At 68.4% G+C, this 11,821-nt stretch carries 10 protein-coding genes; 7 read left to right on the forward strand and 3 right to left on the reverse strand.

All coding sequences use genetic code 11. The features are described from left to right. The first annotated feature begins 40 nt into the window (after positions 1-40). The 3 genes from AB8A24_RS27885 (at position 41) to AB8A24_RS27895 (ending at position 4,584) form a co-directional block, all read left to right on the forward strand. Complete coding sequence (locus AB8A24_RS27885) at positions 41-742, forward strand: HAD family phosphatase (protein WP_328963971.1); 702 nt, start codon at positions 41-43, stop codon at positions 740-742. 582 nt (positions 743-1,324) lie between these two features. Then, the gene (locus tag AB8A24_RS27890) at positions 1,325-2,929 is read left to right on the forward strand and encodes an ABC transporter substrate-binding protein (RefSeq protein ID WP_328963972.1); all 1,605 of its coding nucleotides are present in this window, start codon (positions 1,325-1,327) and stop codon (positions 2,927-2,929) included. Positions 2,930-3,000: 71 nt separating this feature from the next. After that, the gene (locus AB8A24_RS27895) at positions 3,001-4,584 is read left to right on the forward strand and encodes an ABC transporter substrate-binding protein (protein ID WP_328963973.1); all 1,584 of its coding nucleotides are present in this window, start codon (positions 3,001-3,003) and stop codon (positions 4,582-4,584) included. Between the two features lie 136 nt (positions 4,585-4,720). On the opposite strand, the gene AB8A24_RS27900 is transcribed toward AB8A24_RS27895, so the two are convergent. Both AB8A24_RS27900 and AB8A24_RS27905 read right to left on the reverse strand, forming a co-directional pair. Next, entirely contained in the window at positions 4,721-5,392 is a 672-nt protein-coding gene (locus AB8A24_RS27900) for a response regulator transcription factor (RefSeq protein WP_328963974.1), read from the reverse strand. A 64-nt stretch (positions 5,393-5,456) separates the two neighbouring features. After that, a complete protein-coding gene (locus tag AB8A24_RS27905) occupies positions 5,457-6,371 on the reverse strand; it encodes a RecB family exonuclease (protein ID WP_328963975.1) in 915 nt (304 codons plus the stop codon). A gap of 155 nt (positions 6,372-6,526) precedes the next feature. On the opposite strand from AB8A24_RS27905, the gene AB8A24_RS27910 reads away from it, so the two are divergent. From AB8A24_RS27910 to AB8A24_RS27920, 3 genes are all read left to right on the forward strand, one after another. Beyond that, positions 6,527-7,726 (forward strand): site-2 protease family protein, encoded by a 1,200-nt coding sequence (locus tag AB8A24_RS27910; protein WP_323181199.1) that lies wholly within the window; start codon positions 6,527-6,529, stop codon positions 7,724-7,726. 18 nt (positions 7,727-7,744) lie between these two features. Next, a complete protein-coding gene (locus tag AB8A24_RS27915; RefSeq protein ID WP_030016358.1) occupies positions 7,745-8,641 on the forward strand; it encodes a tRNA (adenine-N1)-methyltransferase in 897 nt (298 codons plus the stop codon). 179 nt (positions 8,642-8,820) lie between these two features. Next, entirely contained in the window at positions 8,821-9,432 is a 612-nt protein-coding gene (locus AB8A24_RS27920) for a hypothetical protein (protein ID WP_266389624.1), read from the forward strand. A 4-nt stretch (positions 9,433-9,436) separates the two neighbouring features. On the opposite strand, the gene AB8A24_RS27925 is transcribed toward AB8A24_RS27920, so the two are convergent. Next, complete coding sequence (locus tag AB8A24_RS27925) at positions 9,437-9,757, reverse strand: ferredoxin (RefSeq protein ID WP_328963976.1); 321 nt, start codon at positions 9,755-9,757, stop codon at positions 9,437-9,439. Between the two features lie 264 nt (positions 9,758-10,021). Here AB8A24_RS27925 and arc point away from each other — a divergent pair, with 264 nt between their 5' ends. Further along, positions 10,022-11,788 (forward strand): proteasome ATPase, encoded by a 1,767-nt coding sequence (gene arc, locus AB8A24_RS27930; RefSeq protein WP_030723365.1) that lies wholly within the window; start codon positions 10,022-10,024, stop codon positions 11,786-11,788. Positions 11,789-11,821: the final 33 nt, after the last annotated feature.

The raw sequence follows: 11,821 nt of genomic DNA on the forward strand, positions 1-11,821 counted from the left end.
GAGGTGACCGGCCTTCTCGTCCCTTCTGAGAGGCATGCGCATGACGAGCACCGTTCCCGCCCCCGTCGCCCGTACGGCCGACGGTTCTGCCCTGCAGGCGGTGCTGCTCGACATGGACGGCACCCTGGTCGACACCGAAGGCTTCTGGTGGGAGATCGAGGCCGAGATCTTCCAGGAGCTGGGCCACCGTCTGGACGAGGCCTGGCGCGACGTGGTCGTGGGCGGTCCGATGAGCCGCAGCGCCGCCTTCCTGATCGAGTCGACCGGCGCGGCCATCGGCCTCGCCGAGCTGAGCGTCCTGCTCAACGAGCGCTTCGAGGCCCGCATCGCCGACCGGGTGCCGCTGATGCCCGGCGCCGAGCGGCTGCTGAGCGAGCTCGCCCGGCACAACGTGCCCACCGCCCTGGTCTCCGCCTCCCACCGCCGGGTCATCGACCAGGTGCTGCTCACCCTCGGCCGCGACCGCTTCACGATGACGGTCGCCGGCGACGAGGTGGCCCGTACCAAGCCGCACCCCGACCCGTACCTGTTCGCCGCGCGCTCGCTGGGCGCGCACCCCTCCCGGTGCGCGGTCATCGAGGACACCCACACCGGTGTGGCGGCCGCCGAGGCCGCCGGCTGCCGGGTCGTGGCCATCCCCTCGGTCGGCGTGATCGAAGCCGCCCCCGGGCGGACGGTCGTCCGCTCGCTGGAAGACGTCGACCTCGCGTTCCTGCGCTCGCTCATCGCCCCGATGAACTGAGAGTGACGACCCCGCCCTCCCGTCGGGCCCGCACCCGACCCAAGCGGACACATCGGCATGCACTGACCCACATCGGTATGCATTGCCACGCACCGGAGCCCTCCGAGCACGCTCCGTGCCGAACGGAACGCTGTCCGGCTGGGCCCTGACGGAAGGATCTTCCGCCCCGGGCCCCGGAGGCTGAAATTCCATCCTTTCCGGGGTCGTTGCGGAGGGTGACCTTGGTCACGCTCCGCACCCCCGGCGGGTCTGCCCCGGAGCCCCCGCGGCTACCAATGTGTCCACATTGATCAGCCCCTGACCGAATCTGCGCAGCCCTGCGCGTGAACAGGCAGTTCGCTCCGATCACGGTGTGATTACGCCCCAAGTCCGGTCAGTTCCAGCCATCCCGTCCCGGGCCACTAGTGTCGATGTGGGCACTACGCCGCACCTCAGCCGTCCCCGACACACACCCCTGTGCCGGGACCGCGTGGACCGATCGTCACACCACCGGCCCGATCGTTCCGCCCTGAACGGGCGACCGCCGCGAAGTGCCCTCTACGCCGCTTTGAACAAGTGCCGGTTACAGGGAGTACTTCCAGCATGAACCGCAAGACCATGGTGCTGACGGCCGCGGCCGGACTGCTCACCCCCGCGCTGGCCGCCTGCGGCAGCGCGAGCGGCGGAGGAGCAGGATCCGGAGCGATCGTCGTCGGAACCACCGATCGGTTCGAGGCCGCAGACTTCGCTCCCGCCCCCTTCGACCCGGCCTACGCCTACGACGCCGGCGCCTGGAACATCCTGCGCCAGACCGTCCAGACGCTGATGCACACCCCGCGCGGCGGCGGTCAGCCCGTCCCCGAAGCGGCCTCCGCCTGCCGCTTCACCGACTCCGGCAACGAGAGCTACCGCTGCACCCTGCGCCCCGGTCTGAAGTTCGCCGACGGTGAGCCCCTCACCGCCAAGGACGTCAAGTTCTCCATCGACCGCGTCCTCGCCATCAAGGACGAGAACGGCCCCTCCTCGCTCCTCTCCACCCTCGACAACGTCGAGGTCAAGGGCGCCGACACCGTCGTCTTCCACCTGAAGACCCCGGACGCGACCTTCCCCTTCAAGCTCTCCACCCCCGCCGCCGGCATCGTCAGCGAGAAGAACTACGACGCCAAGAAGCTCCGCGAGGGCTTCGCCGTGGACGGCTCCGGCCCCTACACGATGAAGGCCGAGGTCAAGAGCGGCCGACTGGTGCGCGCCGTCTTCACCAAGAACCCGCACTACAAGGGCGACCTCAAGCTGCAGAACGACAAGGTCGAGCTGCGCACCTTCACCGACTCCCCGGCCATGGGCAAGGCACTCACCGACGGGAAGATCCACATGGTCTCCCGCACCCTGTCGCCGGCCCAGATCACCGAGTTCAGCGCCCAGCCCCCCAAGGGCGTCAAGCTGGTCCCGATGCCCGGCCTGGAGATCCGCTACCTCGGCTTCAACACCGAGGCACCGGTCGTCAAGGACAAGGCCGTACGCCAGGCGCTCGCCGCCGCCGTCGACCGCGGCCAGCTCATCTCCAAGGTCTACGGCAAGTCCGCGCAGCCGCTCTACTCGCTGGTCCCCACCACCGTGCCGGGCCACGTCAACTCCTTCTACAACAAGTACGGCGACGCCAACACGCCCAAGGCCGCCGCCCTGCTGAAGGAAGCCGGGATCAAGACCCCGGTCAAGCTGACCCTGCACTACACCAGCGACCACTACGGCGACGGCACGGCCGCCGAGTTCGACGCCCTCAAAGCCCAGTTGAACTCCACCGGCCTCTTCGACATCACCGTCCAGGGCAGCGAATGGGCGGACTTCCGCCCCGCCCAGAAGAAGGGCGACCACGCCGCCTACGGGCTCGGCTGGTTCCCCGACTACCCGGACGCCGACAACTTCCTCGCCCCGTTCCTGGAGCAGGACAACTTCCTGGGCACGCCGTACGCCAACAGCGCGGTGCGCACCAGGCTCATCCCCGAATCCCGGCGGGCGGTCGACCGTACGATCGCCGTCCCCGCGATCACGGAGATACAGGACATCGTCGCCGAGGACGTGCCCGTCCTGCCCCTGTGGCAGGGCAAGCAGTACGTCGCCGCACGCGACGGGATCACCGGAGTGGAGTGGTCGGTCAACTCCATCTCCGACCTCCAGCTGTGGGAGCTCGGCCGTGGCGTAAGCGGCTGAGCAAGGCATCGACCGGCAGCGGAAGTCGCGGGCCGGACCAACGAAACAGTTCGACTGTGAAGGACGTTCGCGTGAATCGACGTAACCAGTGGCTGGCGGCCCCGCTCGGCGCGGCCACCGCCGCCGCGCTGCTCAGCGGTTGCGGCTCGACCGATGGCTCCAATGCCGGCAGCGGCAAGGGGGTGGTCATGGGCATATCCGACAAGGTGAAGTCCGTCGACCCGGCATCGGGCTACGACCCCGGCTCCTGGCTGCTGTTCAACAACGTCTTCCAGTCGCTGCTGAGCTTCCCCAAGGGCGGCACCACCCCCGAGCCCGACGCCGCCCAGGCCTGCGGCTTCGAGGGCGGCGACAGCAAGCTCTACAAGTGCACCCTGCGCGACGGCCTGAAGTTCAGCAACGGCCACAGCCTCACCTCGAAGGACGTCAAGTTCTCCTTCGAGCGCACCCTGAAGATCAACGACGCGAACGGCCCGGCCGTCATGCTCGCGTCCATCGCGAGCATCGACGCCCCCGACGACAAGACCGTCGTCTTCAAGCTCAAGACCTCCGACGCCACCTTCCCCAGCAAGATCGCGTCGGGTGCCGGCTCCATCGTCGACCACGCCGAGTACCCGGCCGACAAGCTGCGCACCGACAACAAGGCCATCGGCTCCGGCGTCTACAAGCTCGACTCCTTCGGCGAGAAGAGCGCCAGCTTCTCCGTCAACGAGTCCTACAGCGGCAAGGCCAAGGCCAAGAACACCGGCGTCACCCTCAAGTTCTTCAACGGCGACCAGGCCGGCCTCAAGACGACCCTCGAAAGCGGCGACGTCGACTTCGCCTTCCGCGGCCTCGCCGCCAAGGACATCGCCGCCCTCGCCTCCAGCAAGACCGGCGACAACAAGGTCGACGTCGTCCAGGGCACCGGCGCCGAGGTCGAGCACATGGTGTTCAACGTCAACGACCCCGTCGTCGGCAAGCTCCCCGTGCGCAAGGCCATGGCCTACCTCATCGACCGCGAAGCCCTCGTCCGCGACGTGTACGCGGGCACCGCCACCGCGCTCTACTCCATCGTGCCCACCGGCATCGCCGGCCACACGACCCCGTTCTTCGACCGCTACGGCGGCACTCCGCAGCCCGAGAAGGCCAAGGCCGTCCTCAAGGCCGGCGGCATCAACGGCAAGGTCAAGGTCACCCTGTACTCGACCCCGTCCCGCTACGGCCCCTCCACGGACCAGCAGTTCGAGGTCATCGCCAAGCAGCTCAACGACAGCGGCCTCTTCGACGCCGACGTCAAGTCCGTCGAGTACGAGCAGTACGAGAAGGACATCCAGGCCGGCAAGTACGGCGTGTACGTGAAGGGCTGGGTGCCCGACTACCCGGACGCCGACAACTTCACGCAGCCGTTCTTCGGCCCGGACAACGTGCTGAACAACAACTACGACAACAAGGAGATCACCGGGACGATCATCCCGTCGACCTCCGCGAAGTCCGACCGCACCGCGGCCAACACGGACTACAACCGCCTCCAGGACATCGTCGCCGAGGAGCTCCCGCTCATCCCGCTCTGGCAGGGCAAGCAGTACGCCGTCACCCGCCAGAACGTGAGCGGCCTGCAGTGGTCCCTCGACGCCTCGACCGTCTTCCGCTTCTGGGAGATCAGCAAGGGCTGATGCCACCGGAGCCGGACCCGCCCACGGGCGGGCCCGGCACCACGCGCCCGCCCACGGGCGGGCCCGGCACCACGCGAAGGGGCCGTACGCGCACACGCGCGTACGGCCCTTTCGCGCATACGCGCCCCCGGCGGACCTACTGGGCCCCGGGACGCACCAGACCGCTCTCGTACGCGTACACCGCCGCCTGGACCCGGTCCCGCAGCCCCAGCTTCGTCAGCACATGCCCCACATGCGTCTTGACCGTCGTCTCGCTCACGAACAGATCCGCCGCGATCTCCGCGTTCGACAGCCCCCGGGACACCAGCTTGAGCACCTCGACCTCACGCTCGGTCAGCGTCCCCAGATTGTTCGGCAGGTTCTCCTCACCCGACGGCAGATGCCCCGCGTACTTGTCCAGCAGCCGCCGCGTGATGCTCGGCGCGAGCATCGCCTCACCCGCCGCGACCACCCGGATCGCCTGCACCAGCTCGGCCGCCGGCGCGTCCTTCAGCAGGAACCCGCTCGCCCCCGCCCGCAGCGCCTCCACCACGTACTCGTCCAGGTCGAACGTGGTCAGCACCAGCACCTTCGCCGGCCCGTCCCGCTCCGGACCCGTGATCTGCCGGGTCGCCTCCACCCCGTCCATCCGCGGCATCCGGATGTCCATCAGCACCACATCGGGCTGCAGCGCCCGCACCTGGTCCAGCGCCTGCAGACCGTCCCCGGCCTCACCGACCACCGCCAGGTCCTCCTCCGCCTCCAGGATCATCCGGAAGCCGGTGCGCAGCAGCGGCTGGTCGTCGACCAGAAGGACGCGGATCGCCACGGGGTCTACCTCGAATTCGTCGGACGGCTACGGCGGGCCCGCCCATTCTGCCCTGACACCGAGATCAGGATTCCTTCGGGCGCTCCGCCCCCGACCCCGCCGGATTCACCTCAGGACGCGGGGAGATCACCAACGGGTACGGCGGGGGAGTACCACCGAACTCCGGACACACCGCCTGATGATCACACCAGCCACACAGCTTCGTCGGCCGCGGCCGCCACTCACCCGACTCCGTCGCCTCCCGGATCGCCTCCCACAACGCCAGCAGCTTGCGCTCCACCCGCTCCAGATCCGCGACCACCGGGTCGTACGTCAACACATCCCCACTGCCCAGATACACCAGCTGCAGCCGCCGCGGCACCACCTGCTTCAGCCGCCACACCACCAGCGCGTAGAACTTCATCTGGAACAGCGCACCCTCGGCATACTCCGGCCGCGGCGCCTTCCCCGTCTTGTAGTCGACGATCCGCACCTCACCCGTCGGCGCCACGTCCACCCGGTCGATGATCCCGCGCAGCCGCAGCCCCGACTCCAGCTCCGTCTCCACGAAGAACTCCCGCTCCACCGGCTCCAGCCGCGTCGGGTCCTCCAACGTGAACCACCGCTCCACCAACGCCTCGGCCTCCGTCAGCCACCGCGCCAGCCCCGCCCCCTCGTCACCCTCCGGGAACAGCCCCATCAGCTCCGGCTTCGACTCCAGCAGCCGATCCCACTGCCCCGGCAACAACGCCTTCGCCGCCGGCGCCGTCCGCTCCTGCGCCGGATGATCGAAGAGCCGCTCCAGCACCGCATGCACCAAAGTCCCCCGCGTCGCGGCCGCACTCGGCTTCTCCGGCAGCCTGTCGATCACCCGGAACCGGTACAGCAGCGGGCACTGCATGAAATCGCTCGCCCGCGAAGGGGAAAGCGAAGAGGGCGCCACAGCGCTCCGCACTTCGGCATCGGCTGCGCCAGGCACAGCACCGGGGCTCGTCGTCATGCACAAAACCCTACGACCCACCACCGACAGGACGCGCATACCATCGACGCCGAGCCCCCTCGCACTGCATGATCGGAGCATCACAACCCGCTACACCACCACCCCGCACACGAACAGAACACACTGGAAACACCAGCACCGAACGAAGGACAGCCGTGGCAGACACCGACGAAACCGGCGAGCGCTCAGGCGGCCGCTCCGGACCGGGCGGCGGACTCCTCATGGGCCGCCCCTTCGGCGTACCCGTCTACGTCTCGCCCAGCTGGTTCCTCGTCGCCGCCCTCATCACCTGGGTCTTCGGCGACCAGCTCGACCGCGTCCTGCCCGACCTCGGACCCGTCCGCTACCTCGTCTCCCTCTTCTTCGCCGTCGCCTTCTACGCCTCCGTCCTGGTCCACGAACTCGCGCACACCGTCGCAGCCCTCCGCTTCAAACTCCCCGTGCGCCGCATCCAGCTCCAGTTCTTCGGCGGAGTCTCCGAGATCGAAAAGGAATCCGAGACACCCGGCCGCGAATTCGTCCTCGCCTTCGTCGGCCCCCTGCTCTCCCTCGTCCTCACCGGAGCCTTCTACCTCGGCATGAAAGCCGTCGACCCGGCCACCGTCCCCGGTGTCCTCCTCGCCGGCCTGATGATCTCCAACCTGCTCGTCGCCGCCTTCAACCTGCTCCCCGGCCTCCCCCTCGACGGCGGCCGCATGCTCCGCGCCGTCATCTGGGGCATCACCGGCAAACCCATGACCGGCACCATCGCCGCCGCCTGGGTCGGCCGCGGCCTCGCCCTCGCCGTCCTCCTCGGCCTCCCCCTCCTCACCCACACCGGCGTCCTCGGCAACCGCACCTCGGAAATCGGCGGCATGAACACCGTCATGGACGCCCTGCTCGCCGCCATCCTCGCCGGCATCATCTGGACCGGCGCCGGCAACAGCCTGCGCATGGCCCGCCTGCGCGAGCACCTCCCCGAACTACGCGCCCGCACCCTCACCCGACGCGCCATCCCCGTCGAGAACGCCACCCCCCTCTCCGAGGCCCTGCGCCGCGCCAACGAAGCCGGCGCCCGCGCCCTCGTCGTCGTCGACGGACAAGGCGACCCCACCGCCATCGTCCGCGAAACCGCCATCGCCTCCGTCCCCGAACACCGCCGCCCCTGGGTCGCCGTCAGCACCCTCGCCCAGGACCTCACCGACGGCATGAAGGTTTCAGCGGACCTCACCGGCGAAGAACTCCTCGACCACCTCCGCGCCACCCCCGCCACCGAATACCTCGTCCTCGAAACCACCGGCACCATCTACGGCGTCCTGTCCACCCTCGACGTCGAAAAGGCCTTCGTGAAGGCCATGGCACGGCCCCAGTCCTGAAGCCAATACACTGGTCACATGTCCGAACCGACCGGTGCCGCCCGCCGACGCGGGCCCTTCGAGGTCGGGGACCAGGTACAGCTCACCGACCCCAAGGGCCGCCACTACACGTTCACGCTCGAAGCCGGGAAGAATTTCCACACCCACAAGGGTTCCTTCCCGCACGACGAGCTGATCGGTGCTCCCGAAGGCAGCGTTGTCCGCACCACGGGCAACGTCGCATACCTCGCGCTGCGCCCCCTGCTCCCCGACTATGTCCTGTCCATGCCCCGCGGCGCCGCCGTGGTCTACCCCAAGGACGCGGGCCAGATCCTGGCCTTCGCCGACATCTTCCCCGGCGCCCGCGTCGTGGAAGCGGGAGTGGGCTCCGGCTCCCTGAGCAGCTTCCTGCTGCGCGCCATCGGCGACCAGGGCATGCTCCACAGCTACGAGCGCCGCGCGGACTTCGCCGAAATCGCCACCGCCAACGTCGAACGCTACTTCGGCGGCCCCCACCCCGCGTGGCAGCTGACCGTCGGCGACCTCCAGGACAACCTGTCCGACACGGACGTCGACCGCGTCATCCTCGACATGCTCGCCCCCTGGGAATGCCTCGAAGCCGTCTCCAAGGCCCTGGTCCCCGGCGGCATCCTCTGCTGCTACGTGGCCACCACCACCCAGCTGTCCAAGACCGTCGAGTCCATCCGCGAGATCGGCTGCTTCGCCGAGCCGCAGCCCTGGGAATCGATGATCCGCAACTGGCACGTGGAAGGCCTCGCCGTCCGCCCGGACCACCGGATGATCGGCCACACCGGCTTCCTCGTCACCGCCCGCCGCCTCGCGGACGGCGTCGAGCCCCCCATGCGCCGTCGCCGCCCCGCCAAGGGCGCCTACGGCGAGGACTACGACGGCCCCGGCAGCGACCGCTCCGCGTAACGGCCCCGCAGACCCAACACGAAGGCGCTGTGGCGCAGTTCCCCCGACCGACCCGGGAACTGCCCCACAGCGCCTTTTCGTTGTCCCGTGCACCAGCCCCGGACCCAGCCGTTCCACCGCTCTGTGAGGTGTGGCACGATGCTGGCTCCTCGTCACCCTTCGCACAGGAGACACCCCGCGTGCCGCACAGCCACGCCGAGACGGCCCCGCTCCCGCACACCCTGGAGCACAGCCGCACCAGGCCCGTCCACTGGCTCGCCACGGCCACCGCCATGGCAGCCGTCATAGCCGCCGCAGGACTCGTACAACCGGCCACCGGCACCCCGGCCACCGACACCACCGCAGCAGCCGCCCAGCCCCCCGCGAAGGGCCCCCTGGCCACCCCACCCGACCCGGCGGGAGTCAGCTACCCCCTCGACTGCAAGGGCGCCCCCCAGACCGTCACCACCAGCGCCCAGGGCGACCTCGACGGCGACGGCCGCCCCGAGACCGTGGCCGCCGTCCGCTGCGACGCCGGCTCCGGCACCCCGCCCCACGCGATCTACGTACTCGTCCAGGACCCGACCGAAGGCACCCGCCCCCGCGTCGTCGCCACCCTGCTCGAAGCCTCCCGACGACAGACCGCCACCGAGCTCACCGTGCGCGACGGACTGGTCACCGCGACCCTCGTCGGCTACTCCTCACCCGACGTACCCCGCTACAGCCCCGACACGAAGCAGCTCGCCAAGTGGCGCTGGCGCGACGGAAAATTCCGCCAGGAGCTGACGGACTCGGCCGCCAGGAGTGTTTGAAGCGTCACTCCGCGTCGGGACCGAAGACTTCCACCCTGTCCGAAACGCGCCTCACATGAATGCAGTCCCCCGGACATTCCTTGGCCGAGTCGACCACGTCCTGGAGCAGCGTCAGCGGAACCGGAGTGGTCGCCCCCGTGTCCTGCAGCAGCTCGTCCTCCGGGCTCTTCACATACGCCAGACCATCGATGTCCAGCTCGAACACCTCAGGCGCGTACTGCACGCAGATGCCGTCCCCGGTGCACAGGTCCTGATCGATCCAGACCTCGAGCGGCTCGCCGGCCTCACCGGCACCACCCGTCGGAGCCTCCTGCTGCACGGTCATATCTCCTGCCGTTCCCTGCGCTGAGTGATCCATCCCGGTCGAAACCCGCAGCAAGTCGCGCGGGCCCTGACGGGTGTTGAACGCTTCGACCTTACAACCGGCTGCTTCCCGAGTTTGATGGGTGGGTATTTCCTTGGCGTGAGGGAGTACGCAAGGGTGAAGATCGGACACACCTCTACCGTCTTTGTGATCTAGGGGTTTCAATCACCACCAGCCCAGGTAGGGTCAGGAAGCGTCCAGCTCCCCTTGGAGGAGGTGAGGACCGTGGCAGCCCACGACGACGACATCAACCGCGGCATCCGGCCCGCGCGAGGGTCCGAGGACCCCGCCGGCCAGGTTGCCTATCTCGAGCAGGAAATCGCCGTCCTGCGACGAAAGCTCGCCGACTCTCCGCGACACACGAGGATTCTCGAAGAGCGGATCGTCGAGCTCCAGACAAACCTGGCCGGCGTATCCGCACAGAACGAACGACTCGCGAATACCCTCCGTGAGGCCCGAGACCAGATCGTGGCCCTCAAGGAAGAAGTCGACCGGCTCGCACAGCCGCCGGCCGGTTTCGGTGTCTTCCTGCAGGCCAACGAGGACGGCACCGTCGACATCTTCACCGGAGGCCGAAAGCTCCGCGTGAACGTCAGCCCCAGCGTCGACCCGGAAGACCTCCGGCGCGGCCAGGAGGTCATGCTCAACGAGGCCCTCAACGTGGTCGAGGCCATGGAATTCGAGCGGGCCGGGGACATCGTCACCCTCAAGGAGATCCTCGAGGACGGCGAGCGCGCCCTGGTCGTCGGGCACACCGACGAGGAAAGGGTGGTGAGGCTCGCCGAGCCGCTCCTGGACATCACCATCCGCCCCGGCGACGCCCTCCTGCTCGAACCCCGCTCCGGCTACGTCTACGAGGTCGTCCCCAAGAGCGAGGTCGAAGAACTCGTCCTCGAAGAGGTCCCCGACATCGACTACGACAAGATCGGCGGCCTGGGCGACCAGATCGAGCTGATCCGCGACGCGGTCGAGCTCCCGTACCTCTACCCGGACCTCTTCAAGGAACACGAACTGCGGCCCCCGAAGGGCATCCTGCTCTACGGCCCGCCCGGCTGCGGCAAGACGCTCATCGCCAAGGCCGTCGCCAACTCCCTTGCCAAGAAGGTCGCCGAGGTGACCGGCCAGCCCGCCGGGAAGTCCTACTTCCTGAACATCAAGGGCCCCGAACTCCTCAACAAGTACGTCGGCGAGACCGAGCGACACATCCGCCTCGTCTTCCAGCGCGCCCGCGAGAAGGCCAGCGAGGGCACCCCCGTCATCGTCTTCTTCGACGAGATGGAATCCCTCTTCCGCACCCGCGGATCCGGCGTCAGCTCGGACGTGGAGAACACCATCGTCCCCCAGCTGCTCGCCGAGATCGACGGCGTGGAAGGCCTGGAGAACGTCATCGTCATCGGCGCCTCCAACCGCGAGGACATGATCGACCCGGCCATCCTGCGCCCCGGCCGGCTCGACGTGAAGATCAAGATCGAGCGCCCGGACGCCGAGGCCGCGAAGGACATCTTCGCGAAGTACCTCAAGGCCTCGCTGCCCCTGCACTCGGACGACCTGTCCGAACACCAGGACTCCAAGGACGGCACCGTCCACAGCATGATCCAGACCGTCGTCGAGCAGATGTACGCCGAAACCGAGGAGAACCGCTTCCTCGAGGTCACGTACGCCAACGGCGACAAGGAAGTCCTCTACTTCAAGGACTTCAACTCCGGCGCGATGATCCAGAACATCGTCGACCGGGCCAAGAAGATGGCCATCAAGGCCTTCCTCGAACACAACCAGAAGGGTCTGCGGGTGGCCCACCTGCTCCAGGCCTGCGTGGACGAGTTCAAGGAGAACGAGGACCTGCCCAACACCACCAACCCGGACGACTGGGCCCGCATCTCCGGAAAGAAGGGCGAGCGGATCGTATTCATCCGCACCCTCGTCACCGGAAAGCAAGGCGCGGACACCGGACGCTCCATCGACACGGTGGCAAACACCGGTCAGTACCTCTGACAAAGCGGGGCGGCTGCGGATGCCCGGGGAGGG

The sequence above is a fragment of the Streptomyces sp. BF23-19 genome, from assembly GCF_041106355.1.
Taxonomy (GTDB): Bacteria; Actinomycetota; Actinomycetes; order Streptomycetales; family Streptomycetaceae; genus Streptomyces; species Streptomyces virginiae_A.